Annotated in this window: 23 protein-coding genes and 1 tRNA gene; 15 read left to right on the top strand and 9 right to left on the bottom strand. The window is 74.1% G+C overall.

Going from position 1 to position 26,154, the window contains the following annotated elements; all coding sequences use genetic code 11:
- Positions 1-156 precede the first annotated feature (156 nt).
- From OG550_RS21855 to mscL, 3 genes are all read left to right on the top strand, one after another.
- Entirely contained in the window at positions 157-1,509 is a 1,353-nt protein-coding gene (locus OG550_RS21855; protein WP_327684040.1) for an MFS transporter, read from the top strand.
- Positions 1,510-1,646: 137 nt separating this feature from the next.
- Positions 1,647-1,952, top strand: coding sequence for an FmdB family zinc ribbon protein (locus OG550_RS21850; RefSeq protein ID WP_327680062.1), 306 nt, complete (start codon positions 1,647-1,649; stop codon positions 1,950-1,952).
- Positions 1,953-2,630: 678 nt separating this feature from the next.
- Positions 2,631-3,050, top strand: coding sequence for a large conductance mechanosensitive channel protein MscL (mscL, locus tag OG550_RS21845; protein WP_327680060.1), 420 nt, complete (start codon positions 2,631-2,633; stop codon positions 3,048-3,050).
- 44 nt (positions 3,051-3,094) lie between these two features.
- Here mscL and OG550_RS21840 read toward each other — a convergent pair whose 3' ends face one another.
- Positions 3,095-3,370: a hypothetical protein gene (locus OG550_RS21840; RefSeq protein WP_327680058.1), complete on the bottom strand. Its 276-nt coding sequence runs from the start codon at positions 3,368-3,370 to the stop codon at positions 3,095-3,097.
- 143 nt (positions 3,371-3,513) lie between these two features.
- Positions 3,514-4,485, bottom strand: coding sequence for a sigma-70 family RNA polymerase sigma factor (locus tag OG550_RS21835; RefSeq protein ID WP_327680056.1), 972 nt, complete (start codon positions 4,483-4,485; stop codon positions 3,514-3,516).
- Between the two features lie 426 nt (positions 4,486-4,911).
- Between OG550_RS21835 and OG550_RS21830 the strand changes: the two genes are divergently transcribed.
- Positions 4,912-5,712: a phosphatase PAP2 family protein gene (locus OG550_RS21830; RefSeq protein ID WP_327680054.1), complete on the top strand. Its 801-nt coding sequence runs from the start codon at positions 4,912-4,914 to the stop codon at positions 5,710-5,712.
- Between the two features lie 820 nt (positions 5,713-6,532).
- On the opposite strand, the gene OG550_RS21825 is transcribed toward OG550_RS21830, so the two are convergent.
- Positions 6,533-6,605 (bottom strand) — tRNA-Arg (locus OG550_RS21825).
- A gap of 196 nt (positions 6,606-6,801) precedes the next feature.
- On the opposite strand from OG550_RS21825, the gene OG550_RS21820 reads away from it, so the two are divergent.
- Positions 6,802-7,704, top strand: a complete 903-nt coding sequence (locus tag OG550_RS21820) for a YhjD/YihY/BrkB family envelope integrity protein (protein ID WP_327680052.1) — start codon at positions 6,802-6,804, stop codon at positions 7,702-7,704.
- A 75-nt stretch (positions 7,705-7,779) separates the two neighbouring features.
- Here OG550_RS21820 and OG550_RS21815 read toward each other — a convergent pair whose 3' ends face one another.
- On the bottom strand, positions 7,780-10,155 hold the full coding sequence (locus tag OG550_RS21815) for a hypothetical protein (protein ID WP_327680050.1): 2,376 nt from the start codon (positions 10,153-10,155) through the stop codon (positions 7,780-7,782).
- 299 nt (positions 10,156-10,454) lie between these two features.
- On the opposite strand from OG550_RS21815, the gene OG550_RS21810 reads away from it, so the two are divergent.
- From OG550_RS21810 to OG550_RS21800, 3 genes are all read left to right on the top strand, one after another.
- Positions 10,455-11,210 (top strand): GOLPH3/VPS74 family protein, encoded by a 756-nt coding sequence (locus OG550_RS21810; protein ID WP_327680048.1) that lies wholly within the window; start codon positions 10,455-10,457, stop codon positions 11,208-11,210.
- Positions 11,211-11,779: 569 nt separating this feature from the next.
- Positions 11,780-12,643, top strand: a complete 864-nt coding sequence (locus tag OG550_RS21805; protein WP_327680046.1) for a helix-turn-helix domain-containing protein — start codon at positions 11,780-11,782, stop codon at positions 12,641-12,643.
- Positions 12,640-12,849, top strand: coding sequence for a DUF397 domain-containing protein (locus OG550_RS21800; protein ID WP_327680045.1), 210 nt, complete (start codon positions 12,640-12,642; stop codon positions 12,847-12,849). The genes OG550_RS21805 and OG550_RS21800 overlap by 4 nt, the downstream gene beginning before the upstream one ends.
- A 217-nt stretch (positions 12,850-13,066) precedes the next feature.
- Here the strand turns inward: OG550_RS21800 and OG550_RS21795 are convergent, their stop codons facing one another.
- Entirely contained in the window at positions 13,067-14,182 is a 1,116-nt protein-coding gene (locus OG550_RS21795; protein ID WP_327680043.1) for an ADP-ribosylglycohydrolase family protein, read from the bottom strand.
- 193 nt (positions 14,183-14,375) lie between these two features.
- Between OG550_RS21795 and OG550_RS21790 the strand changes: the two genes are divergently transcribed.
- Positions 14,376-15,488, top strand: a complete 1,113-nt coding sequence (locus OG550_RS21790) for a tyrosine-protein phosphatase (RefSeq protein WP_327680041.1) — start codon at positions 14,376-14,378, stop codon at positions 15,486-15,488.
- 22 nt (positions 15,489-15,510) lie between these two features.
- Here the strand turns inward: OG550_RS21790 and OG550_RS21785 are convergent, their stop codons facing one another.
- Positions 15,511-18,096: a bifunctional FO biosynthesis protein CofGH gene (locus OG550_RS21785; protein ID WP_327680040.1), complete on the bottom strand. Its 2,586-nt coding sequence runs from the start codon at positions 18,094-18,096 to the stop codon at positions 15,511-15,513.
- Positions 18,097-18,286: 190 nt separating this feature from the next.
- Here OG550_RS21785 and OG550_RS21780 point away from each other — a divergent pair, with 190 nt between their 5' ends.
- Genes OG550_RS21780 through OG550_RS21770 form a run of 3 tightly spaced genes read left to right on the top strand, consistent with a single transcriptional unit; the run spans position 18,287 to position 21,602 of the window.
- Positions 18,287-19,600 (top strand): LolA family protein, encoded by a 1,314-nt coding sequence (locus OG550_RS21780; RefSeq protein WP_327680038.1) that lies wholly within the window; start codon positions 18,287-18,289, stop codon positions 19,598-19,600.
- Between the two features lie 57 nt (positions 19,601-19,657).
- On the top strand, positions 19,658-20,650 hold the full coding sequence (locus OG550_RS21775; RefSeq protein ID WP_442906165.1) for an ABC transporter ATP-binding protein: 993 nt from the start codon (positions 19,658-19,660) through the stop codon (positions 20,648-20,650).
- Positions 20,637-21,602, top strand: a complete 966-nt coding sequence (locus OG550_RS21770; protein ID WP_327680034.1) for an ABC transporter permease — start codon at positions 20,637-20,639, stop codon at positions 21,600-21,602. The genes OG550_RS21775 and OG550_RS21770 overlap by 14 nt, the downstream gene beginning before the upstream one ends.
- Before the next feature lie 87 nt (positions 21,603-21,689).
- Here OG550_RS21770 and rarD read toward each other — a convergent pair whose 3' ends face one another.
- Positions 21,690-22,712 (bottom strand): EamA family transporter RarD, encoded by a 1,023-nt coding sequence (gene rarD, locus OG550_RS21765; RefSeq protein ID WP_327680032.1) that lies wholly within the window; start codon positions 22,710-22,712, stop codon positions 21,690-21,692.
- A gap of 298 nt (positions 22,713-23,010) precedes the next feature.
- Positions 23,011-23,862: an SDR family oxidoreductase gene (locus OG550_RS21760; protein WP_327684038.1), complete on the bottom strand. Its 852-nt coding sequence runs from the start codon at positions 23,860-23,862 to the stop codon at positions 23,011-23,013.
- Between the two features lie 220 nt (positions 23,863-24,082).
- Here OG550_RS21760 and OG550_RS21755 point away from each other — a divergent pair, with 220 nt between their 5' ends.
- Entirely contained in the window at positions 24,083-24,418 is a 336-nt protein-coding gene (locus tag OG550_RS21755; protein WP_327684036.1) for a winged helix-turn-helix transcriptional regulator, read from the top strand.
- A 127-nt stretch (positions 24,419-24,545) separates the two neighbouring features.
- Here the strand turns inward: OG550_RS21755 and OG550_RS21750 are convergent, their stop codons facing one another.
- Complete coding sequence (locus OG550_RS21750; RefSeq protein ID WP_327680030.1) at positions 24,546-25,322, bottom strand: TetR/AcrR family transcriptional regulator; 777 nt, start codon at positions 25,320-25,322, stop codon at positions 24,546-24,548.
- A 51-nt stretch (positions 25,323-25,373) separates the two neighbouring features.
- Here OG550_RS21750 and OG550_RS21745 point away from each other — a divergent pair, with 51 nt between their 5' ends.
- The gene (locus tag OG550_RS21745) at positions 25,374-25,586 is read left to right on the top strand and encodes a DUF6011 domain-containing protein (RefSeq protein WP_327680028.1); all 213 of its coding nucleotides are present in this window, start codon (positions 25,374-25,376) and stop codon (positions 25,584-25,586) included.
- 176 nt (positions 25,587-25,762) lie between these two features.
- A complete protein-coding gene (locus tag OG550_RS21740) occupies positions 25,763-26,146 on the top strand; it encodes a VOC family protein (RefSeq protein ID WP_327680026.1) in 384 nt (127 codons plus the stop codon).
- Positions 26,147-26,154 lie beyond the last annotated feature (8 nt).

The following is a 26,154-nucleotide window of genomic DNA, read 5'->3' as shown; positions in this document are numbered from 1 at the left end:
CGACCCGCGGTGACCCCGCCGGCCGGCCCGGTATCTACCCCGGTCGACGCGCGAGAGGACGACTCTCGGCGCCGTCGGGGCTTTTTCATGCCCTGCCGCGCTACCAGGCAGCAGGAAGGACCGACCGTGACGGCCCGCCGAACGGTCGACGACGCCATGCCCGGGCAGGACCTGCCCGCCGCGCCCGAGGACCGCGCCGACACCGCCCCCGCCCGGGTCGGGTACGGCGCGCTGCTGCGCACCCCCGGAGCCTGGACGTTCCTCGTCCCCGCCTTCGCCGCCCGGCTCCCCTACGCGATGCTCAGCCTCGGCATCCTGCTGCTGATCCGCGACACCCACGGCTCCTACGGCACCGCCGGCACCGCCGCCGCCGTCTCCGCCGTCGCCCAGGCCCTGATCGGGCCGCAGACCGGCCGGCTGGCCGACCGCTTCGGCCAGGCCGCCGTCCTGGTGCCGACCGTGCTGGTGCACGCCGTCTCGGTCGGTGCGCTGATCGCGCTGGCACTCGGCCACGCCCCGGTCTGGAGCCTCTTCCTCGCCGCCGCGGCGGCCGGTGCCTCCGTGCCGCAGATCGGTGCGATGGTCCGGGCCCGCTGGGTGGCCAAGCTCTCCGCGGAGGGCGCACCGCCGGCCAAGCTGAACACCGCCTTCGCCTTCGAGTCGGTGACCGACGAGTTCACCTTCGTGATCGGCCCGGTGCTGGCCTCGGCCATCGCCGCCACGGTCAACCCGGCGACCGGACTGATCGCCGAGGCCGCGCTCACCGTCGTCGGCGGGCTCGCGTTCGCCGCCCAGCGGCGCACCGCGCCCGCGCTGCACCCGCACGTTCCGGGCGCCCGCCGGGTCTCCGCCCTCGCCTCGCCCGGGGTCAGGCTGCTGGCCGGCGCGTTCCTGGGCGTCGGCACCGTCTTCGGCGCGATGCAGGTCTCGGTGGCCGCGTTCACCGAGTCGGTCGGACGGCCCGGGGCCAGCGGCACCGTGTACGGGATCTTCGCCGGCGGCTCGATGCTGGCCGGGGTGCTGTACGGCATGGTCGCCTGGCGGCCCGCCGCCCGGCACCGCATGCTCGCCAGCTACGCGCTCCTGGTGCTGGGGTGCTCGACGCTCTGGGCGATGCCCGACCTGGTCTCGCTGGCGGTCGCCGGGCTGTTCTGCGGCCTGGCCATCGCGCCGACCCTGATCACCGGGTACACGCTGGTCGAAACGCTGGTCGAGGACGGCGCCAAGACCGAGGCCTTCACCTGGCTGACCGGCGCCATCGGCCTGGGCCTGGCGGTCGGGTCGATGGTGGCCGGCCAGCTGGTCGACGGGAACGGGCCCTCGGCCGGGTTCCTGGTGCCGGTGGCCGGCGCCGGACTGGGCCTGGCCGCGCTGGTCGCCCTGCGGGGGCTGCTGGTCGCGCCCTCCGCCGGAGCCGGGGGCGCGGTGGCCGCCGGTGCGGGCACCGGGTCCGGGTCGGGCACCGGCACGGCCGTCGCTCCGCAGCTGGTGGGCGCCGCCAAGGGCTGAGCGCCGGGCGGGGCGGGCGGCGTCCCGGCGACCGGCCGGACTCATCTCACACCCGAGTCGCTGGACTGATCCAGCGGAATGCCGCATCATTGACCATCGTTAGCACTCATCAGGCGAGAGTGCCAGGAGGAAGACAAGTGCCCACGTACCAGTACCAGTGCACCGAGTGCGGCAACGGCCTGGAGGCGGTGCAGAAGTTCACCGACGAGCCGCTGACCACCTGCCCCGACTGCGAGGGACGCCTTCGCAAGGTCTTCTCCGCCGTGGGCGTGGTCTTCAAGGGCTCCGGTTTCTACCGGACCGACAGCCGCTCCTCCTCCAGCAGCTCGGTGAGCTCGTCGTCCACGTCCTCGTCGGCGTCGTCCTCGTCGTCGACCCCGGCCCCGTCCTCGTCCTCGGGCGGCTCCGCCCCCGCCGCGAGCCCGGCTCCCGCGGCAGGCTGACCTCCGCGACAGCGACCGGACCCGGCACTGCCGGACCGCCGGACTGCCGGACTGCCGGACTGCCGGACTGCCGGACTGCCGGACCAGATCATCGAACGGCCCGTCGAACCCGCGAGCATGCGGGTGCGGCGGGCCGTTCGCATTCCCGGATTTCCGACGCTCCCCCGAACGGCCCATGCATTCACACGTCCGGGCGACACGTGTCATCCACAGCCCCCGGTTATCCACAGGCTGAGGACAAAGAATCCCGCCCGTCGCGCGGGCGGCCCAGAGTGTGCGTCACGAGCAGCCGACCCGAGGCCGACCGGAGACGGACCGGCCGGGGGTCGGCACCCTGCGACCACCGGTGGTGCCCATGCCGACCAGAAGCCCCTCCCGCCCGCTGCCCCTCCCGCTCCCTCCACTGCCCGCGCCGAGCGTCCCACCGCGGCAGCCGGTGCCGTCGTTCCCGCCGATCAGGCAGGGAGGCGGGCGCGGGCACCGGTTCCGGCAGGCGCTCCGGCACCGCCCCGGGGTGCCGCTCCTGCTCCTGCTCGCCGCGGCCGCGGCACTCGCCCTCGGCCCCGCGCGGGCGGGTCTCCCCCCACCCGGGACGCCACCCGTCGACCGAACGGGTTGTCAATCGGAGGGAGCGAAAGATCACCCGTAACCGGAAAACGACTTCGTCGTTCACGCGGCATGAAAGGCTTCAAAAAATTCCTGTTGCGTGGAAATGTCGTCGAGCTGGCCGTCGCCGTGGTCATCGGCGCGGCTTTCACCAACGTCATCAACGCCTTCGTCAAGGGCGTGATCAATCCGATCGTCGGCCTGTTCGGAGCCAAGGACCTCGCGTCCTACAGCTCCTGCCTCAAGGGCCCCTGCGAGCTGGGCGCGAACGGTGAGGTCGCGTCCGGGATCCTCATCCTCTGGGGCAGCGTGCTGAGCGCGGTGCTGCAGTTCCTGATCACCGCCGCCGTCGTCTACTTCTGCCTCATCCTGCCGATGACCAGGTACACCGCCAACCGCAAGACCCTGGAGGAGGTCCAGGCCGAGGCCGAGGTCAAGGAGGTCACCCTGCTCACCGAGATCCGCGACGCCCTGGTCTCCCAGGCCCGCTGAGGCGCAGCGACCGGCGCCGGCCGCCGCTCAGTCGCCGTCGCCGCTCAGTCGCCGTGGTGCGGCGGGCGCTGGCTCAGGTACCAGTCCAGCCCCCGTCCACCGCTCTCCCCCGCCCCCGGGCGGCTGCCCCAGCCGGCGTCGGTGTCGTCCCGGGACTGCTGGTCCAGCGGGTCGCGGAAGACCAGCCGGGCCCGCTCCGGGGTGCGGGCCCCCGTCCGGTCGTCCCCGACCTGCTCCCGCCCGTCCTCCGCCGCGGTGTCCGTCCGCACCTTCTCCACCGACCCGTCTCCGCCGTCCACGCCGCTCACACCGTCACCCATGCCGTCCGCCGCCTTCGTCGATCCCCCGCCCGCCCCTACAGCCTAGAAGCCCCGCCCCCACCACCGCCGCCACACGGACGTGGGCCCGGTGCGGAGCGCTCCGCACCGGGCCCACTGGGCCCCGGCCCTCCGGCCGACGGCCGTCACGCCGCCTCGAAGCCCGCGTGATCGGCGATCTTCTTCAGCTCGGCCAGCGCGTGCTTCTCGATCTGGCGGATCCGCTCCCTGGTCAGTCCGTGCTGCTTGCCCACCTCGGTCAGGGTGCGCTCGCGGCCGTCCTCCATCCCGTACCGCGACCGGATGATCGAGGCCGTGCGGTCGTCCAGCCGCCCGATCAGGTCGTCCAGCTCCTCGCGGCGGAGCATGACCATCACGGCGTCCTCCGGGGAGGTCGCGCCGGTGTCCTCGACAAGGTCCCCGAACTGGGTCTCACCCTCGTCGTCGACCGACATGTTCAGGCTGACCGGGTCGCGCGCCCAGTCCAGCACGTCCTTGATCCGGGCCTCGGTGGTGTCCAGCTCGGCCGCGATCTCGGACGGGTCGGCCTCCCTGCCGAGCTCCTTGGACTTCTCCCGCTGCACCCGGCGGATCCGGCCCAGCTCCTCCACCAGGTGGACGGGCAGCCGGATCGTGCGCGACTGGTCGGCGATCGACCGGGTGATCGCCTGCCGGATCCACCAGGTCGCGTAGGTGGAGAACTTGAAGCCCTTGGCGTAGTCGAACTTCTCGACCGCCCTCACCAGGCCCGCGTTGCCCTCCTGGATGAGGTCCAGCAGCGGCAGTCCGCTGCGCGGGTAGCGCCGGGCGACGGCCACCACGAGACGGAGGTTGGACCGGATGAAGACGTCCTTGGCGCGCTCGGCGTCCTCGGCTATCGCCTCCAGCTCCTCGCGCTTCATGCCCGCGGGAAGCCCGTCCTCCTCCAGCAGGTGCTGGGCGTACACGCCGGCCTCGATCCGCAGCGAGAGCTCGACCTCCTCGGCGGCATCGAGCAGGGGCGTCCTGGCGATCTCGTCGAGGTACATGCCGACCAGGTCACGGTCGGCCTCAAGGTTGGTCGGGCGGGCCGCGCGAGTCCGGTCGGCCCTGTCGCGAACGACGGCACGGGTGGCCATGCTTGCTCCCTTTGCTGGTGTTGCCGAGGTCTGCCTGCCTGCCCGGAGAGGGCAAGAAGTGCGGGCCCGCAGGGCCTCACACGTAACGATCCAACGAACAGATTCCGGACAACATTCCCAAGTCGCTCAGATTCTTCCCGCGATGCAGTATCCTGCCGGTTTTCACCCCACCATCGAACGGAGGGTGACCGACCGGGCACCGGAGGTGCCGTTTCCGTGGCGGCCGGCCTTCCGTCGGACACGCTCCGGCACCGCCCACGGCGCACGCCCGCGCGCCTCCCCCTTCCGTGAACCCCCGGGCCGCCACCCGCGTTCCCGCGCGCGTGGCACCCGCCCCCCGGCGCACGCAGGTCCTCCGCACAAAAGATGCCAAATCGCTATCGGCTGCGCGCTCGATCGGCACGACCTGCTGGGAAGGTGTCAGCCATGCACCTGACCAACAGCTCGCCCACCATCACCCCGCGTGATCGCCACCTGCTCCGGCACACGGCACTCGCGGTCGGCTGTGCCGCGCTGTTCGCCGTCCTGGCAGCCCTGGTGCAGACCCGCTGGCGCCCGCTCGACCGGTTCGACCACGGGCTGGTGGACGGCCTCCACCGCTACGCCACGGAGCACACCGTCTGGACCGCCGCGGTGCAGATGCTCTCCAACATCGGCGGCACCGTCACCATGCGCACGGTGCTCGGGCTGGTCGCGGTCTGGCTCTGGCTGATCGGCGCCCGGGTGCTGGCCGGCTGGGTGGCGGCGCAGACCCTGATCGGGTGGGGCGGCCTGTGGGTCCTGAAGCTCTCCTTCGGGCGTCAGCGACCGGCCTTCCCCGATCCGGTCTCGCACGCCGGCGGCCCGGCCCTGCCCTCCGGCCACGCGATGGCCTCCGCGATCACCTGCGCCGTCCTGGTCGGCCTGCTCTGGCACCGGGTCCGCCGCGCCGGGAAGATCACCGCCTGCTCGGTCTCCGCCTTCACCGTCCTGGCGATCGGCTTCACCAGGGTCGCCCTCGGCGTGCACTGGCCCAGCGACGTCCTCGCCGGCTGGCTGGCCGCCGGCATCGTCCTCGGCACCGTCACCGTCGTCATCGAACTGTCCCGCCCCGGCGCCCTGGCCCGGGACGTCCGCCGGGTGGACTGGCGCACCCGCCCCCGGGTCCAGCGCGTCCTCGTCTCCCCCACCGACCTCCCCCAGGACGCCGAGGAGCCCACCGGCCACCCCGACAGGCTGATCCGCTGACCCCCCTTCGCCCCGAACCCGCCGCCGGCCCGGGCCCCCGGCCGGCGTGACCCGCTCCGCGGTGGCCCCCCGACAGGACGCACCGACAAGACGCACCGACACCCCGGCGGTGAGCTGCGGGGCCGTCGAGCCCGGCATCCCCCGAACACCTCACCCGCCCGCCCAGTCCGCACGTCCCGTCCGGAACCGGTCGAAGGCGGAGGGGGGACGCTCGGCTCCGCCGAGCCGATCGGCTCGGCGACGTCCCGGCGACGACCCGGCGGCTCAAGAAGCATCACCGCGCGCCAGCGGGGACGCCTCGCCGCGCCGATCGGCCACCGGCCCTGGGAATCGCTCTTGGGAATCGGCCCCGCCCAGGGCCGGGCACCGCCCCGCGCCCACATCCGCGGGGGCGGCTCTCGCGGAGCCCTGCGGAAGCGGCTCGGGATGTTCCGGCCCCGCGCTCGCGTGGATGGCTCACGCCGCCTGGCCAACGCCGTGTGGGCGGCTCATCGGCCCCGTCCTCGGGGACCACACCTCCCGTGGCCTCGTGCAGTGCTTCCAGGAGTGGCCCGACCCCGCGCTCGGGGACCCTCGCGAGGCGGGTCGACCGCCCGGGAGCCCGGGCCGGGATCGGGAGACGGCCGCGGCCGGGACCGTGCCCTCACCGACCGCACGGGCACGACGGTCCGCGGGGGGGGCCAGCGGGCAGGCTCCGCCGGGAGCCTCGGGTACGGCGGTGGCACGTCATCGGCACGGGAGGACCGGCGGCCGGGCAGGAGAAAGGCCCAGGCCGGAGGGAGTCACCCTCCGGCCTGGGCCTCTTCTGCGTTCTCCGCTGTGCCCCAGGCAGGATTCGAACCTGCGACACCGGCTTTAGGAGAGCCGTGCTCTATCCCCTGAGCTACTGAGGCGAGGAAGACCGCTGACAGCCTAGCGGATCTGCAGGCGGAGGGGTGGCGGGGTGGGTGGACCGACGGGAGGTCAGACCGTCGGGGCGGATCCGGAGCAGGGGGCGGGGCCGGCGGAGTGTCTCCGCGCCGCCCGGATGCGTGCTCCCCCGGACCGGGCGATCATGGTGCGCAGCGACCAGGTCGGGAGGACGAGCCCGTGAGCGAGCAGCCGACCGGCCGGAAGGCCCGGCGGAGGGCGCGGTGGAAGGTGCGGTCGGCGGAGCTGGCCGGATACGCGCGCGAGCTGCCCGTGCACGTGCCGCTGGTGGGCCGGGCCGTCCGCCAGCTGATCCGGGTCAACCTGCTGGACTGCGCGACCCGGCTGGCCGCCCAGGCCTTCCTCAGTGCGCTGCCGGCGCTGTTCGTGGTGGCGGTCTTCACCCCGGCGGCGGTCCGGGACGGCGTGGTGCAGTCGCTCCGCAAGGAGCTGGGTCTGCAGGGCGAGGCGGCGCAGACCGTCCAGCAGCTGCTCGGGACCGGCCACGAGCAGGACACCGGCTTCGGGATCCTCGGCGCGGCGGTGACGCTGCTGTCGGCGACCGCGCTGAGCCGGGCGATGCAGCGGGTCTGTGAGCGCTGCTGGGAACTGCCGAAGTCGGGGACCAGGGTGGCGGCCTGGCGCTGGCTGGTCTGGCTGCTGGTCTGGCTGGTCACCCTGGTGCTGCAGACCCCGGTCCGGGACGGCTTCGGCCTGGGTGCCTGGCTGGGGATCCCGCTGACCTTCCTGGGCGGGACGGCGATCTGGTGGTGGACGCAGCACCTGCTGCTGGGTGCCCGGGTCCGCTGGCTGCCGCTGCTGCCGGGGGCGCTGCTCTGCGGGGCGGTGTCGGTGGGCCTGGGGGTGGCCTCGCGGGTCTACCTGCCGGGCGCGATGACGCGCAGCATCGGCCAGTTCGGGCCGTACGGGGTGGTCTTCACCGGCTTGTCCTGGCTGATCGTCATGTTCACCGGGCTGACGCTGGCGATCGCGCTGGGCCGGGTGCTGTCCGAGGAGGAGCCGGTCGCCGAGCTGCTGGGGTCGCGCACCGAGCCCGGCCACTGGGGCGGGGCACGGTTCTGAACCCCGGGCGGGGCGGGTGGGTCCCGCTCCGCCCGGGGCGTCGCCCAGGAGGCCAGGAGGCCGGGGTGTCGGGGGTCAGAGGGTGCGGGTGAGCCGGGAGAGGATGGACGGCGGGTTCAGGTCGGCCTGGAGCAGTACCGGGATCTCGACCCGGTTGTCGCCGTCTCCCGAGCGCAGCACGCCGACCCGGTCGCCGGCCTTGGCCCGGTGGCCGACCTTGAGCGGGTCCAGCACGAGGGTCGCGGTGATGCCGGGGAAGCCGGCCACCGTGAGGTCCTTGCCCGCGACGACCGGGACGGTGCCGCCGAGCCCGTCCTCGACCCGTCCGAGCACCTCGCCCTGCTTGGCGAGGCTCTGCCCGGTCAGTCCGTTCTGGGCGGCCTGGATCTGCTTGGCGCTGACGTTCTGGACCACCTTGAGGATGCTGGGCTCGGCGGTGGTCGCCGGCTGGCCCAGGGTGACGCCCAGGATCAGTCGCCGCACCCCGCCGATCTCCTTGTAGGCGGCCCACATCAGACAGCCGCCGGCCGGGGTGCTGGAGCCGGTCTTGACGCCGATGATGCCGTTCTTCGGGGAGATCAGGGTGTTGGTGTTGGACACCTTCTGGTTGTTGAAGGTGGTGTCCGGGGTCGAGACGATCTGCCGGAAGATCTCGTCCTGCATCACCTGCCCGGCCAGCTTCAGCTGGTCCTTGGCGGTGCTCTTGGTGTCCGGGCTGAAGCCCGCCGGGTCGGTGTAGGTCGTGCTGGTCATGCCGAACCGGGCGGCGGTGTCGTTCATCTTCCTGACGAACGCGTCCTCGGATCCGGCGTCCCAGCGCGCCAGCAGCCGGGCCACGTTGTTGGCCGACGGGAGCATCAGCAGTTCCAGGGCCTGGTACTGGCTGATCTGCTGGCCCTCGGTCAGGGTGACCCTGGACTCGTCGACGTTGCCGGACTCCTGGGCGGCCTGCTTGTCGACGGTGATCTTCGGGCCGCTCTCGCCCTTCTTGAGCGGGTGCGCCTGGAGGATCAGGTAGGCGTTCATGACCTTGGTGACGCTGGCGATCGAGGCCGGGGTCTCCGGTCCGGAGCTGCCCAGGCTGCCGATCCCGACCACCTCGGCGGCGGACTGGCCCTTGGCCGGCCAGGCCAGGTCGAGCGGGTCGCCGGCGAAGGTGAAGCCGCCCGGGGCGGTGAACCTCACCTTGGTGTCCGGCAGCGGGCGGAGCAGCTGGGCGGTGACCAGCGCGCCGAGCACGACGGCCAGGAAGAGGGTCCAGACGGTGATCCGCTTGAGGGCGCGGCGCAGCGGCGAGACGGGGCGGGCGCTGAGCGCGGCCAGCACCTCCATCGCCTCGGAGGTCGACTCCGGGGAAGGCGCAGGCTGCGGGGCCGGGGCGGGCTCCGGGGCACGGGCCGGGGCCGCGGCGGGGAGCGGCTCGGGTGCGGGCAGCGGTGGCACGGGCGGTACCGGCCGCGGGTCGGGCTCGGGCAGGGGTTCGGGGGCGGGGGCGGGCCCGGGCTCCGGCGCGGGTACGGGCTCGGGCAGCGGTTCCGGTCCGGGGGTCGGCTCGGGCTCGGGGACGGGCCGCGGTGCCGGGTGCGGCTCGGGGCCCGGCTCGGGCAGGGGGTGCGGCGCCGGCGGCTCGGGGACGGTGCCCGTTCCGGGGGCGGCGGGGGCTCCGGGCGCGGCCGGGGCCGCGGGGGTGCGGAAGGCGCGCAGGGCCCGGGTCCGTTCCGCGTGCTCCGGCTTCTCGAACTTCTCCGCCGGTACGGGCTGCTCGGTCTCCGGGGCGGCGGGGGCGGCGGGGGCATCGCCGGCGGTGTCGACGGCCGCTCCGGCTGCGGTCCGGATGGCGAGACGGGGGTCGGCCGCGGACGGGCGCGGCGCCGGCTCGCCCCCGTCCGGTCCGTCGGCGCCCCCGGCGGCTCCGCGCACGTCACCGGGCAGGCGGAGCGCGGTGGTGGCGTCGTCGGCGGGCAGCCTCAGAGCGGTGGTCGCGTCGTCGGAGGGCAGCCGCAGCATGGTCGTGCGGGTGTCCGAATCCCGGACGCGGAGCTGCACGGTGGAGCCGGTCCGGGGCGTTCCCGGCGCCCCGGAGGCGGTGGCCCCGGAGCGCTCCCCGCCGGTCGGTGCGGCGTCTGCGCCGGACCCGGACGCAGGGCCGGCCGCGGTCACGGAGTCCGGCTCGGAACCGGCGCCGGACCCGGAGGCCGGTCCGGAACCTGAGGCGGGCCCGGAGTCCGGCACGGGCGCGGCGTCGGGCCCGGACTCGGCCCGGGAGGCGGGCCCGGTCTCGGTCGAGCCGGTCGCGGTCGAGCCGGTCGCGGCGTCGGCGCCGTCGGTTCCGGCCGCCTCCGCGGCACCCGCCTCGACGGCCTCCGCGGCCGCCGCGGTACCGGTCCGTTCCCCGTCCCGCTCCCGCGTCCGCTCGACGTCCCGCAGCACCCTGTCGGGGGACTCGCCCACGTAACCCAGCCTCCTCAACGCCCGGCGGGGCACCGGCAGACCCGATTTCGGGAAGCCGGTACCCCGCCCCGTGTACCTGTACAGTCTCCGCCACCGGTGACCGATTCCGGTCGCCCACACCCCGCCCGACCGGCGGTTATCACCGTGGCACGGCCGCGCCGCGGCCTGTTCAACGATCAGACGCCGGGCCCGCTGCGGCCGGTTCCCCCACTCGATCGCAAGGTCACGATTCGGAGGCGTACTCGACAAGCCCGTGTGAGAGGCGTCACGCTGTTTCCCATCCACGCGGGGAGGCTTGGATGGGCAAGAGCCGCAGAACTGTTCCCGAGGAGCTCTTGCTGCTCGCTTTGGACCCGGCCACGGGTACCACCGCGCAGCCGCAGACCCTCGACCTCGGACTCGCCGGGGCCCAGCTCGTCGAGCTGTCCCTGGCCGGACGGATCGTTCCGGAGGGAGACCGCATCGCCGTGGTACTGCCACGGCCGACCGGGGACCCGACACTCGACCACGCGCTGGAGCTGCTGCGGCGACGTGGCAGTCCGGTCCGCGCCGCACACTGGATCGGCGGGCCCCGGCTGGGGCTCCGGCAGACCTATCTGGCGCACCTCGAACGGTGCGGCATGGTCACGGCCGTGCCGGGCCAGGTGTGCGGGGTGCTGCCGACGACGCGCTACCAGGCGTCCGACGACTGCACCAACGCCGCGATCAAACAACGGCTGGACACCGCGATCCGCACCGGCGTGCCGCCGGACCCGCGGACGGCGGCGCTCGCCGCGCTCGCGCACTCGGTGGGCCTGGGCAAGCACCTCTACCCGGGCAACGAGGGCCGGTCCTCGCGGTCCCGGCTGCGCGACCTGATCCGGTACGACCCGCTGGGCGGGATGGTCGCGCACGCCGTCATGGACGTGCAGAACGGCCTGCCGAGCCAGCAGAACCGTTCCGCCCAGAGCAGCAGTGCCGTGCCGGCTCCGAGCGGTGGCCGACCGGGCCAGCGCGCGGCGTCCGGGCGCGGATCCGGCGGACGGGTCGCGGCCCCCCGCGTCGGCGTCCGCTGACACGACGGGACGGGTCCGGCCGACCGGGTGGGCCCGGCCGCCGGACCGGCACGCGAACCACCCGCGCGCAGGGAGCACACCAGCGCGCAGAGCGGCGCTCGCCGCACAGCTCGCGCCGCACGGCGGCGCCGAGCAACCGGCAGTGACGAGGGGCGGTCGCCCGCGACGGAAGTCGCCGGGCGGCCGCCCCTCCGCCGTCCCCACGGGCGGTCCGGCCCCCATCCGGCCCGACCCGAAGCCCATCGAGCCACCGCACGCACCTCGGCCGCATACCGCCCCCGCACGTGCCACCAGCACCTGCGCGGCCCCGCGCCGCGTTCACACCGTGTCCGCACCGCCGTCGCAGCACCACCGGAACGGGCCGCCGGGCCGCTCTACCACCTCGGAGGGCCCGCTGTCTCACCGAAGCGCTTTTCCGATGATCTGTTCTACTGCGCTCCTGTGATTCCCCGGCGCCGACCTGATCCAAGGTGACATGCTGCTCAACGTCAGGGGGGTTGATCCCGATTTCCACAGTGTTCCGAGGACTTCCGTTCCAACGATCACCAGAAGTCCGACCGGAGGCCGACGTGTCCGCGAACATCAATCCCACGGTGCGCCGCCGGCGCCTCGGCTCGGAGCTGCGCAAGCTCCGCGAGGGGCTCAGCATGACGGCCGAGGAGGTCGCGGGCCGACTGATGGTGTCCCAGTCGAAGATCAGCCGACTGGAGAACGGCCGCCGCTCCATCAGCCAGCGGGACGTCCGCGACCTCTGCGACGTCTACAACGTCACCGACGACGCGATGCGGGCCAGCCTGATGGAGATGGCCCGGGAGTCCCGGCAGCGCGGCTGGTGGCACGACTTCAACGACATGCCCACCCCCTACAGCGTGTACATCGGCCTGGAGGCCGAGGCCTCCTCGATCCGCGCCTACGAGTCCTCCTTCGTCCCCGGACTCCTGCAGACCGAGCAGTACGCCCAGGCCGTCGTCGAGGGCACCCAGCCGGACACCGACGCGCTCTCCGTCCAGCGCCGGGTCCAGGTCCGGATGAAGCGCCAGGACCGGGTCCACGGCGAGAACCAGCTCGGCAGCCTCTGGACCGTCATAGACGAGGCGGTGCTGCGCCGCGAGGTCGGCAGCCGCGAGGTGATGGCCCACCAGCTGAAGCACATGCTGGAACTGAGCCAGCGCCCCAACATCACCATCCAGGTCATCCCGTTCGCGCACGGCGCCCACCCCGGCATGACCGGGACATTCTCCCTGCTTGAGTTCCCCGAGTCAGCCGATTCCACGGTTGTCTACTTCGAAGGGGTGACGAGCGATCTCTACCTGGAGAAGGAAGCCGACGTGCGCCGCTATACCAGTCTCTACGACCACCTGCGGGCAGCCGCCCTCGGGGTGGCGGAGAGCCGGTCACTGATAGCCACGATTGAAGAGGGATACCACGGATGAGCACCGCCTTCGAGAACGGGACGACCTGGCACAAGAGCAGTCACAGCGGCGGCAACGGCGCCTGCGTGGAGATCAGGGTGCCCGCCGCCGGCGCGGTGGCGGTCCGGGACTCCAAGGACCCGGAGGGCCCGCAGCTGCGCTTCTCCGCCGAAGCCTGGAGCGCCTTCGCCGCCGACGCCGGAGCCGGGGTGTTCGGCGGGATCTGACCCCGCCCCGCACCGCTTCTCGGCCCGGGTGCCCGTAGCGGTGTCCGTCCCCCTCCCCGGGGCGGCGGACACCGCTGCGGGCATCTGGGCGTCCGGGGGGCGTGGTCCCCGGACGGCGGCGCGCTCCCGGATCGTGACGTGCCCCCGGACGGTGACGTGCTCCCTGATGGTGGCGTGCCCCCGACGGTGGCGTGCCCCGGCGAGTCCGGGCGGGTCCTCAGCCCAGCACCGGGTAGCGGGCCGACCAGGCCGCGCCCTCCGGGGTCCGCGCACTGTGCAGCTCGGGGCCGTGCACCAGTTCCAGCACGAAGTCGTCCGCCAGCTCCAGCAGCGCCCCGCGCCCCTCCAGACCGACCACCAGGCCGGGCGGCAGCGCGGTGTCCCCGTGCAGCACCCCCAGCAGGTTGCCGCATATCGCACCGGTGGAGTCGCTGTCCCCCGAGTGGTTCACCGCCAGCAGCAGTCCGGACCGGACGTCGTGCGCGACCAGCGCGCAGTACACCCCGATCGCCAGCGCCTCCTCGGCGACCCAGCCCTCCCCCAGCGCCTCCACCCGCTCCGCGGACGGCTCCCCGGCCCGCACCGCGTCCAGCGCGGCCCGCAGCGCCGCCGTCGTCTCCTCGTGCCCCGCCCGCTCGGAGAGCAGCGCGAGCGCCAGGTGGACCCCCTCCTCCAGGGTGCCGCCCCGGACCACGGTCTGGACGATCACCGCCAGCGCGCCGGCCGACAGGTAGCCGGTGGGGTGGCCGTGGGTCAGCACCGAGCACTCCACCGCGAGCTGGAACACCAGCCCCGGCTCCCAGGTGGTGAGCAGGCCGAACGGCGCCGCCCGCATCACCGTGCCGCACCCCTTGGAATGCGGGTTCTTCGGTGCCTCCAGGGTGCCCAGCCGCTCGGCGTCGGGGCCGGAGAGCCCGGACAGGCAGGCCTGGCCGGGCGCCCGCTGCGCGTACAGCCACTCCTCCCGGCCCAGCCAGCCGAGGTCGGCCCGGCGCTCGTCCGGCCCCCAGTCCCGCTGGGTCACCGCCCAGCGCAGGTAGGCGCGATGGACGTCGGTGGGCGGGTGCCAGCTCCCGGTGTCCCGCCGGATGTGGGCGCGGATCAGGCCGTCGACGGTGAACAGCACCATCTGGGTGTCGTCGGTGACGGCGCCCAGCCGCCCGTACGCCGGGACGTAGCCGGTCACCCCGTGCGGGCCGTGCGCCGCGCGGATCTTCTCCAGCGAGTCGAACTCGATGCCCGCGCCGAGTGCGTCCCCGATCGCCCCGCCGAGCAGACAGCCCCGCACCCGACTGCGGAAGTCCTGTTGCTGTGCGCGTGACCACAGTGGCATCACGACGGGCGCCTTTCATCCGAAAGCGGGCGGGGCGCGCGCGACGCACGGCCGGTCGCGCGCCCTCGCACTGTATTCGAAGGCCCGAACGGGTCGCGGGCCTCCCTGGAACACCAGCACTTCAACACCATGTCGCCGATCCGTCATGCCTCGTCCACGGGTCGCCACCCGGAGCTGCCTACCGTCCCGGGCCATGACCATCTCCCGCACCCGCCTGACCGCAGCCGTCGCCCTGACCTGCGCACTGACGCTCGGCACCCCGGCGCTCGCCGCCGCCGCGCCGGCCGGCTCCCCCGCCCCGGCCGCCGCCCGGCACACCGCCCGCGCCATCCCGTTCACCGCCGCCACCGCCACCCAGCAGGCCGACGGGAGCTTCAGCCTCACCTGGACCGCCCCCGGCACCCGGGGCGTCACCGTCTACGCCGGCACCGACCCGGAGGACATCGGCCACCGCAGGGCCGTCGCCAAGGGCGCCGGCAGCGCCACCGTGACGGTCACCGGCCTGCCCGCCGCCGACCGCTGGTACTTCGAGCTCGTCCCCGACCGCGGCGCCCCGCTGGTCGTCGCCGACCGCTCACTGCACCTCGCCTCCGCGCCCAACTTCCGCGACGCGGGCGGCTACCGCACCACCGACGGCCACTGGGTGCGCACCGGCGTCGTCTACCGCTCCGGCGACCTCTCCAAGCTCACCGACCAGGACCTCGCCAAGCTCCGCCGCCTCGGCATCCGCACCGTCTTCGACCTGCGGACCCCCGCCGAGCAGAAGAGCGCCCCGGACCGCGTCCCGGCCGGCGCCACCGCCGTCTCCGCCAACGTGCTCGGCGTCGCCGACACCGGCGCGTTCAACGTCACCACCCCGCAGGCCGCCGTCCAGGTCATGGTGGACGCCGAGCGCACCATGGTCTCCGCCGACAGCGCCCGGACCGCCTACCGCTCGGTGCTGAACTCCCTGGTCGAGCGCGACGACGAGAACGTCCTGTTCCACTGCACCGCCGGCAAGGACCGCACCGGCTGGGCCTCCGCCGCCCTGCTCACCGCGCTCGGCGTGCCGCGCGAGACCGTCGAGGCCGACTACCTGGCCAGCAACACCTACCGGGCCGCCGAGATCGCCGCCACCCTGGCCCAGCTGCCGCCCGCCTACCAGGCGGTCTACAAGCCGCTGCTGGACGTCCGGCCCGAGTACCTGAACGCCGGCTTCGACGAGGTGGGGAAGCGGTTCGGCTCCTTCGACGGCTACCTGCGGTCCGGCCTCGGCCTGGACCAGCGGGACCTGCGCGACCTGCGCAGCCAGCTGCTCGTCGGCTGAGGCCGGACCCCCGGCCCGCGCGTCAGTCCACCAGCGGCAGCAGCGCCGGCAGGTGCCCGTCCGAGGCCAGCGCGGCGGCCAGCCGCTCGGCCGGCACCTCGCCGTAGGTGGTGGTGCGCTGCCGGTGCGGACGGCCCACCGCCTCGGCGATCGCCTGCAGCTCCCGGACCGACTTGTAGCTGCCGTACGCCGAACCGGCCATCCGCGAGATGGTCTCCTCCATCAGCGTCCCGCCCAGGTCGTTGGCGCCGGAGCGGAGCATCTCGGCCGCACCCTCGGCGCCCAGCTTCACCCAGCTGGTCTGGATGTTGCGGATGTGCGGGTGGAGCAGCAGCCGGGCCATCGCGACCACCGCCCGGTTGTCCCGGGCGGTGGGGCCCGGCCGCGCGATGCCGGCCAGGTACACCGGGGCGTTGGTGTGGATGAACGGCAGCGTCACGAACTCCGTGAAGCCGCCGGTGCGCTGCTGGATCCCGGCGAGCAGCCGCAGGTGGCCGAGCCAGTGCGCCGGGGTGTCCACGTGGCCGTACATCATCGTGGACGAGGAGCGGATGCCCAGCTCGTGCGCGGTGGTGACGACCTCCACCCAGGTCGCGGCCGGCAGCTTGCCCTTGGTGAGCACCCAGCGGACCTCGTCGTCCAGGATCTCGGCGGCCGTGCCCGGGATGGTGTCCAGGCCGGACTCCTTGGCCCGCTGCAGCCAGTCGCGGATCGAGAGGCCGGTCCGGGTGGCGCCGTTGACCACCTCCATCGGCGAGAAGGCGTGCACGTGGATGCCGGGCACCCGCTCCTTCACCGCGCGCGCGATGTCGAAGTAGGCGGTGCCGGGCAGGTCCGGGTGGATGCCGCCCTGCATGCAGACCTCGGTGGCACCCACCTCCCAGGCCTGCGCGGCCCGGTCGGCCACCTGGTCCAGCGAGAGGCTGTACGCGTCCGCGTCGGTGCGGCGCTGGGCGAAGGCGCAGAACCGGCAGCCGGTGTAGCAGACGTTGGTGAAGTTGATGTTCCGGGTGACGCAGTAGGTGACCTCGTCCCCCACCGCGTCGCGGCGCACCGCGTCGGCGATCCGGCAGAGCGCGTCCAGCGCCGGGCCGTCCGCGTGGAACAGGGCCAGCGCCTGCTCGTCCGTCAGCTTCTCCGGGTCGTCGGCGGCCACCGCGAGGGCGGCCCGGACGTCGCCGTCGAGGCGCTCCGGCGCCCCCGCGGGTCCCGGGACGGCGGCGGCCTGCTCCCGCAGCACCTCCCAGTCGCCGTAGACGTCCTCGAAGTCGGCCCGGCGGTCGCCGGTCCGGCCCTCGGTGTCGATCGCGGTGTGCAGGTCGGTGCGCCCGTACGAGTCCGGCAGGTCCTCCGGCTCCTGCCAGGGGTGGCCGGTCACCACCGCGTCCGGGCGGGCCAGACCGGTCTCCGGGTCGGCCAGCGCGCGGACGTGCGGCAGCACCCGCGGGTCCAGCCAGGGCTCGCCGTGCCGCACGTACTCGGGGTAGACCGCGAGGCGCTCGCGCAGCTCGAAGCCGGCCGCCGCCGACTGCTCGGCGAGCCGGTCGATCTGCGGCCACGGACGCTCGGGGTTGACGTGGTCGGGGGTCAGCGGCGAGACGCCGCCCCAGTCGTCGACACCGGCCCCGATCAGCCGCCCGTACTCGCCGTCCACCAGGTTCGGCGGGGCCTGGAGGCAGGCCGACGGGCCCATGATGTGCCGGGCCACCGCGACGGTGGCGACCAGCTCGTCCAGCTCCGCGTCCGGCATGCCGCGCATCGCGGTGTCCGGCTTGGCGCGGAAGTTCTGCAGGATCAGCTCCTGGATGCCGTGGTACGCCCGGGAGACGCGGCGCAGCGCGAACAGCGACTCGGCGCGCTCCTCGTACGTCTCGCCGATGCCGATCAGCAGGCCGCTGGTGAAGGGCACCGAGCTGCGGCCGGCGTCCTCCAGCACCCGCAGCCGGACGGCCGGCTCCTTGTCGGGCGAACCGTGGTGCGGACCGCCGGGCTCGCTCCAGAGCCGGGTGGCGGTGGTCTCCAGCATCATGCCCATCGAGGCGGAGACCGGCTTCAGCCGCTGGAAGTCGGTCCAGCTCAGCACCCCGGGGTTGAGGTGCGGGAGCAGCCCGGTCTCCTCCAGGATGCGGATCGACATCGCCCGGACGTAGGCGATGGTGTCGTCGTAGCCGTGCGCGTCCAGCCACTCGCGCGCCTCCGGCCAGCGGTCCTCGGGCTTGTCGCCGAGGGTGATCAGGGCTTCCTTGCACCCCAGCTCGGCGCCCCGGCGGGCGACCTCCAGCACCTCGTCCGGCGACATGAACATCCCGTGGCCGGCCCGGCGGAGCTTGCCGGGGACGGTCACGAAGGTGCAGTAGTGGCACTTGTCCCGGCAGAGCCGGGTGAGCGGGATGAACACGCTCCTGGAGTAGGTGATGACGCCGGGACGGCCGGCCGCTTCGAGGCCCGCGTCGCGCACCCGGGCGGCGCTCGCACAGAGGTCGCGCAGGTCCTCGCCCCTGGCCCGGAGGAGTACCGCCGCCTCGGTCGCGTCCAGCGCGACACCGTCCCGGGCCCGGCGCAGGGCTCGCCGCATCGCGTTCGCGGTCGGGATGTTGGTTGCGTCCATGCCCGCGACCCTACGCCAGTTCTCGTACGTTCCTCGTACGTTCGGAGGAGCCGACCCTGAGGTGCGATCAGGGTCGGCTGCGCCGCGAGACCGAGCCGGATCTGACCCTGCAGGGCGATGACGGAAGCGGCCCGGGGCCGTCTAATGGAGGGACAGGGACAGTCGGTCACTGACGGAGGGGTTGGACGTGATGACGGACGACAGGACGACCGCGGCGGGTGGTTCGGCGGACGGGGTCCGGGGCGGCTTCCAGGACGGACTCCGGGAGGGCGTGCCGTACCGGTCCGGCCGCCGGACGATGATCCGGGTAGCGGTGCCGCTGGCCGTGGCCGCCACGATCGCCGCCGGGGTGGGGCTGGTACCGGCGCTGGCGGACTCCTCGCCCCCGGACCTGCCCGCACTGACGGCGGAACAGGTGGTGGCGAAGGCGCTCGGCTCGCAGGCCGAGACGCTCTCCGGCACCGTGTCGGTCTCGGCCGACCTGGGCGTGCCGAGCCAGCTGCTCGGCGCCGCGGCCGGCGGGATCGGCTCGGGCGGCCCCGGCGCCGGCAAGCCGTCGGGGGCCTCTCCGGAGTCCAAGCTCACCGGCCTGCTGGGCGGCGAGCACACCCTGCGGGTCGCGGTGGACGGTCCGGACAAGCAGCGGATCGGCCTGCTGGAGCAGCTCGCCGGGTACGAGCTGGTCCGCAACGGCGACCAGGCCTGGGCCTGGGACAGCGCCAGCAACGAGGCGGTCCACCTGAGCGGGGTCGGGTCCGACGGCCCGGGCGGCCGCCCGGGCACGGGCCACGAGGGCAAGGCGCCGCTGACCGGGGTGCCGACCACCCCGCAGGAGGCCGCCCGGCTGTTCCTCACCGCGAGCGCGGGCACCACCGCCGTGACGGTGGACGGCACCGCGAGCGTGGCCGGGCAGAAGGCGTACCAGCTGAGCGTGAAGCCCACCCAGCCGGGCTCGACCATCGGCGAGGTGCGGGTCGCGGTGGCCGCCGACAACGGCGTGCCGCTGGCCGTCGTGGTCAAGGGCTCCGACGGCAGCACGGTGCTGGACGTCCACTTCACCGAGGTGTCGTTCGCCAAGCCCGCGGCCAAGACCTTCGAGTTCACCGTGCCCAAGGGCGCCAAGGTGACGGAGCAGAAGGCGCCGGAGGGCCGCAGGGCCGACGGTGCCAAGGCCGGCGCCTCCCCGGAGGCCGCGGCCGCCGCGCAGGGTCTGAACGTGGTCGGCGAGGGCTGGACGGCGGTGCTCTCCGCCCAGCTGCCCGGCGGCGACGTCTTCGTCCCGGCCGAGGGCAGGGGCCCGCGCGGCAGGGGCGGGCACGGCCCGGGTGCGGGCGAGGGCAAGGCGCAGAACCCGCTGGCGCTGGCCAAGTCGCTCGGCAAGCCGGTCAAGGGCGGCTCGCAGATCAGCACCAAGGTGCTGAACGTGCTGGTCACCGACGACGGCCGGGTCTTCGCCGGCGCGGTGACCCTGCCGGTGCTGCAGAGTGCGGCCGGGGTGAAGTAGGTGACCCAGGCTCCGGTAACGGGGGACGTTACGGAGCCGGCCGGGGGCCGGGGCGCGATCGCGCGCCCGGCCCCCGTTGCCGCTTCGCCCTCCCCCGTCTCCCCACCCTCCGACGACGTGATCAGAGCCAGGGGGCTGACCAAGCGGTTCCGCGGCGGCCAGCTCGCCGTGGACGGGCTGGACCTGACCGTCCCCCGGGGCTCGGTCTTCGGCTTCCTCGGCCCCAACGGCTCCGGCAAGACCACCACCATCCGGATGCTGATGGGCCTCATCGCCCCCACGTCCGGGGTGGCGACCGTGCTCGGCGAGTCGATGCCGCAGTCGGTCTCCACGGTGCTCCCCCGGGTCGGCGCCCTCATCGAGGGCCCGGCCCTGTACGGCTTCCTCTCCGGCCGGGACAACCTGGCGCGCTTCGACGCCGCGGATCCGACCGCCGACCCGCGCACCCGGAAGCAGCGGGTGGCCGAGGCCCTCGACCGGGTCGGGCTGACCGCCGCCGCCGGGAAGAAGGCCCGGGCCTACTCGCTGGGGATGAAGCAGCGGCTCGGCCTCGCGTCGGCCCTGCTCCAGCCGCGCGAGCTGCTCGTCCTGGACGAGCCGACCAACGGACTCGACCCGCAGGGCATGCGGGAGATCCGGGCGCTGATCCGGGAGGTCGCGGCGGAGGGCACGACGGTCTTCCTCTCCTCCCACCTGCTGGACGAGATCGAGCAGGTCTGCACGCACGCCGCGGTGATGTCGCGCGGCCGGCTGGTGGTGCAGGGCACCGTCGCCGAACTCGCCGCCCGGGCCCGCGGCCGGCTGGTCGTCCGGACACCGGACACCCACCGGGCCGCGGAGGTGCTGCTCGCCCACAAGGTGACCGGGGTCCAGGTCGGCGAGGAGCGGGTCGACGGCGAGCTGGGGACCCTGGCCGAGGACGCACTGCCCGGCCTCTGCGCGGCACTGGTCGCGGCCGAGGTGCGGATCCACGGCTTCGGGGTGGAGCGGGGCACGTTGGAGGACGCCTTCGTGGCGATGACCGGGGAGGGCTTCGATGTCGCGGGCTGAGGCGCCGGAGACGGCCGGAGCGACGGGGGCCGGCGCGGCCGGGGCCGGGGCCGGGGCGGCGGTGCCGCGGGTCGCGGGGCCGGGTGCCGCGGCCCCGGGGGCCGCCGTGCCCGGGCGCAGGACGCAGACGGCGGCCGGGTTCCTGGCGCTGTTCCGCAACGAGCTGGTGCTGACCTTCCGCCGGGTGCGGACCATCGCGCTGCTGGGGATCCTGGCCGTACTGCCGGTCCTGATCGGCACGGTGGTCAAGATCGAGACGGACGGACCGCGCGGCGGCGAGGGTCCGGCCTTCATCGCGCAGGTCACCCAGAACGGCCTGTTCCTGGTGTTCACGGCGCTCGCCGTGGCGCTGCCGGTCTTCCTGCCGATGACGGTCGGCGTGGTCGCCGGGGACTCGGTGGCCGGCGAGGCGGCCACCGGCACCCTGCGCTACCTGCTGGTCGCCCCGGCCGGGCGGACCAGGCTGCTGGCCGCCAAGTTCACCGCCGGGCTGGCCTTCTGCCTGGCGGCCACCGCGACGGTGGCCCTGGCGGCGGTGGCCACCGGGGCGGCGCTGTTCCCGGTCGGCGACGTCACGCTGATCTCCGGGGAGACCATCGGCCTGGGTTCGGCGCTGCTGCGGGCCGTGCTGGTGGCCGCGGTGGTCGCCGCCTCACTGGCGGGACTGGTCGCGATCGGGCTGTTCGTCTCGACGCTCACCGGCAGCGGGATCGCGGCGATGGCGGCCACCGTCGGACTGGTGATCACCGTGCAGATCCTGGACAGCTTCCCGCAGCTGCACGCGATCCAGCCGTTCCTCTTCACCCACCACTGGCTCACCTTCGGCGACCTCCTGCGGGAGCCGATGTACTGGGACGGGGTGCTGAAGAACCTCGGGCTGCAGGCCGCCTACGTGGCGGTGTTCGGATCGGCGGCGTGGGCCCGGTTCACGGCGCGGGACATCACGGCCTGAGCCGGTCCGTTCTGATCCGTTCCGGCCCGGGGTGCGCGCCTGCGCGGCGGCGGACCGGACCGCCCGGACGGGGCCGCCGCGGTGGGCTCAGCGGGTGGCGGCCCGGGCGGGTTCGGTGGCCGGCGTGGTCGGCGTGGTCGGCGCCGTGCCGGAGGGCACGGCGTCGGCCGGGGTCGCCGCCGCCCGGGCCCGGTCGGCCGCCCGGTCCGCCCGGACGCGCCGCAACGCGTCCCAGGTGAGCACCGCGAGCGCGGCCCACACCAGGGCGAACCCGGCCCAGCGGGCGGGCGGCATCGACTCGTGGAAGACGGCGACGCCGATCAGGAACTGGAACACCGGTGCCAGGTACTGCAGCAGCCCGAGCGTGGTCAGCGGCACCCGGACCGCCGCCGCCCCGAAGCAGAGCAGCGGGACCGCGGTGATCACCCCGCTGAGCACCAGCAGCCCCGAGTGGCCCCAGCCGTACGAGCCGGCCACCGTGTGGCCCAGGGTGCCGCGGCCGGTGGCCTGCAGGTAGACCAGGTAGCCGAGCGCGAAGGGGAACATGAAGGCGCTCTCGGCCGCCAGGCTCTCCAAGCCGCTCAGCCCGACCGTCTTCTTCAGCAGGCCGTAGGTGGCGAAGGAGAGCGCCAGGGTCAGCGCGATCCACGGGAGGCGCCCGTAGCCGACGGTCAGCACCGCCACCGCGAGCGCACCGATCCCCACCGCCACCCACTGCGCCCTGCGCAGCCGCTCCTTGAGCACCAGGACGCCGAAGGCGATGGTGACCAGCGGGTTGATGAAGTAGCCGAGGCTGGTCTCCACCACGTGGCCGGCGTTGACGGCCCAGATGTAGACGCCCCAGTTGACCGAGATCACCACGGCCGCGCCGCCCAGCATGGCCAGCCGGCGGGGCTGGCCCAGCAGCGGGCGTATCCAGCCCCAGTGCCGCTGGACCAGCAGCAGCGCCACCACGGCGACCAGCGACCAGACCATCCGGTTGGCCAGGATGTCGTCGGCGGCGCCCGGCTCCAGCAGCGGCCAGAACAGTGGGAAGAGCCCCGAGATCCCGTACGCCGCGACGCCGAACCAGAGCCCTCGGCCGGCCTCCTGCTGGGTTGTCTCTGGCATGGACCGCCTGCCCTCCGCGCGCACCTGTGTCGAGGCGACGGTAGCGGGCGCGGGGGCAGGCTGTCATCTCCGTATCCGGATTTTGGTCATGACAGGCAAAGGGGCTCGATCACCGCGGCGGGACTCCGCTGGTGGACACCCCGGCCGGGCGCCCCGGGCGCGGGCACGGGCACGGAAGCGGAGCCGGACGCGGAACGGGTGCGGTCACGACGGCGGGCCCGGGACGGCTCCGGACGCGGAGCCGTCCCGGGCGGGAGCCGGTGACGCGGTGGAGCGCGATGGGGCGCGTCCGGGCGCCTCAGGCTCCGAGCGCCGCCTTCACGCTCTCCGCCAGCGGGGCGGTCGGGCGGCCGATCAGCTTGGCCAGGTCGCCCGGGGTGCCGGCCAGCTCACCGCGCGCGATGCCGGCGTCGACGTCCACCAGGATCCCGGCGAAGCCCTCCGGCAGACCGGCGCCGACCAGCACCGCGAGGTGCTCGGCCGGGGTCACGTCACGGTGCCCGACCGGCTTGCCCGACGCCTGCGCCAGCTCGGCGGCCAGCTCCGGGAGGCTCCAGGCGACGTCACCGCTGAGCTCGTACACCGTGTTCTCGTGGCCCTCGCCGGTGAGGACCGCCACCGCCGCGTCGGCGTAGTCCCGGCGCGGGGCCGAGGCGATCCGGCCGTCGCCGGCGCTGCCGACCACCGCACCGCGCTCGACCGTGCCGACCGCGTCACCGAGGTAGTTCTCGGTGTACCAGCCGTTGCGCAGGAGGGCGAAGGGGAGCCCGGACTCGCGGATGACCGCCTCGGTGGCCTTGTGCTCGTCGGCCAGCTTGAAGGTGGCCGCGCCCGGCGCACTGGTGTAGGCGAACAGCGCGACACCGGCGGCACGCGCCGCCTCGACCACGGCGGTGTGCTGCGGGATCCGGCTGCCGATCTCGCTGCCCGAGATCAGCAGCACCCGGTCACCGGCGGCGAAGGCGCCCTCCAGGCTCTCCGGCCGGCCGTAGTCGACCACCCGGACCGTCACACCGCGCTCGGCGAGGTCGGCGGCCTTCTCCGCGGAACGGACGGCCACCGCCACCTCGCTCGCGGGGACCTTGGCCAGCAGGCCCTCGACGACCAGGCGGCCGAGCTGTCCGGTGGCACCGGTGACGACGTACATGATGTTGCTCCCTGGGGTGGTTGTCCGTTGAACTTCCGTCTACGACACTCACTCTAGGGGTGGCACTAACCTTTCGTAAGTACGCACTTCAAAGTAGGGTACTGACATGAAGGTAATGAACTCCGCCGACCCCGCGGCGGCCGCCGAGCCTGCGGCCGAACCGCCGGCCCCGCCGGCACTCGCGCCGCCCTGCGCCCTGCCCCTGCCCGACGTCTTCGACCGCATGTGTCCGTCCCGGGGCGTGCTGGAGCACGTCACCAGCCGCTGGGGCGTCCTGGTGCTGGGGGCGCTCGACGAGCGCGGCTACCGCTTCAGCGAGCTGCGCCGCCGGATCACCGGGGTGAGCGAGAAGATGCTCGCGCAGACCCTGCAGACCCTGGAACGCGACGGCTTCGTGCTGCGCGAGGCCCACCCGGTCATCCCGCCGCGGGTCGACTACAGCCTCACCCCGCTCGGCAGGGAGGCCGCCCGGCTGGTCTCCACCCTGGCGCACTGGTCGGAGGCCCGGGTCGGCGCCGTCCTGGCCGCCCGCGACGAGTACGACGCACGCGGACGCTGAGCCAGGCGGGGCCGTTTTTATGTCGACCGGTCTACTTATACCGACCGGTCTACAGATTCTGCCGCGCCGGTCCGGCCGTGGGCATCCGCCCGGCAGTCGGCCACCGGTCGGCCGCCGGCCGGCCGTTTCAGCCCTCCCGGCACTCCTCGATCAGCACCGCCAGGCCGTCCAGCACCCGCGCCAGCCCGAAGGCGTACGCGTGGTCCGGGCTGTACGCGCCCCCGTGCGCCTCGCCGGCGGCACTGCCCACCCGGGCCGCCACCGGGTAGCGCCCGGCGTCGAAGACCCGCGCCAGCAGCTCGGCATTGGCGGCCCACCACTGGGCGTCCGTCATCGCGCTGTCCTGTCGCGCGGCGCGCTCGTCGGAGGCCATCCGGGCGCAGGTCTCGACGAAGCCCAGCAGGTGGGTGAGCGCGGCGTCCAGTTCGACGTCCGGCAGACCGGTCCCCTCCAGGGCGCCCAGCTCGTACTCGTACTTGGCCATCAGCCCCGGACCGAGCGGCGGGCGACTGGTGGCGACCGCCGCCATCCACGGGTGGGCCCGGTACAGCGCGCGGTTGTCGTCGGCGACGGCGGTGGCCCGCGCACGCCAGCCCCCGTCGACCGGGGCACTGCGGGGCACGGCCGCGAAGACGGTGTCCAGCATCAGGTCGAGCAGTTCCGCCTTGCCCGGCACGTAGGTGTACAGCGCCATCGGCGAGACCCCCAGCTCCTGGGCCACCCGCCGCATGGTCACGGCCTCCACGCCCTCCGCGTCGGCGATCGCGATCGCCGCGGCGGCGATCTCCGCCGGGGACTTCGCCTGCCGGGGCCCGCGCCGGCCCGGCTTCTCCTGCGCCGTCACGCCCCAGAGCAGCGCGAGGGTCCGCGCCGGATCTCCGGCACCACTGCGGTCACTGGCCATGCGCCGATCCTTTCACGCCCGCCTCCCCCACCGCCCGACTACCGTCGCCCCATGACCGACGCCACCCCCGAACCCCTCCCGCTCGCCGCCACCCCGGGCCCCGTCCGACCCCGGGTCACCTGCCGCCGCTGCCACCGCCCGCTGCACGACCCCGAGTCCCGCATCCTCCGCCTGGGCCCCGAGTGCCGGGACCCGGCCGACCGCGTCGCCCGCCACGAGGTCGACCAGGATCCGCTGCCGGGGATCGACCAGGCCACGTCCTGACGGTCGGGGCCCGGCACTGCCGGGCCCCGGGGCCGACCCTCAACCGCAGCCCCGGCCCACCCGGGACCGCCGCCACACGCATCACCCCACGGATCCCGGAACACCCCTTGCACAATTCTCCGTACCATGTACAGTGTACTGCGTACGGGATAATCACCGACGAGAGGGTTCACAGCATGCAGATCACCTCCTCCGCCGTTTCGCTCACCGTCGCGGACGTGGACGCCTCGGCGTCGTTCCTCCGGGAGCACTTCGGGTTCACCGAGCAGATGGCGTCGGACGGGTTCGTCTCCCTCGGCCGGGAGGACGCCGGGGTCAACGTGGTCTTCCTGCGGCGCGGCATCGAGGTGCTGCCGGAGGGCTTCCGCGACCAGGTCGCCACCGGGCTGATCCTGGCCTTCGTCGTCACCGACGTGGCCGCCGAGGAAGCACGGCTGCGGTCCGCGGGCGTGGAGATCACCATGTCGCTGCGGGAGGAGCCGTGGGGCGAGAAGCTGTTCCAGGTCACCGACCCGAACGGGGTGGTGCTCCAGCTCGTGGAGTGGGCGGAGCAGTCGTGACGGGTCGG

This window comes from Kitasatospora sp. NBC_00458 (assembly GCF_036013975.1).
Lineage (GTDB): Bacteria > Actinomycetota > Actinomycetes > Streptomycetales > Streptomycetaceae > Kitasatospora.
The sequence above is the reverse complement of the archived record's forward strand: the minus strand, read 5'-3'. Positions and strand labels throughout refer to the sequence as shown.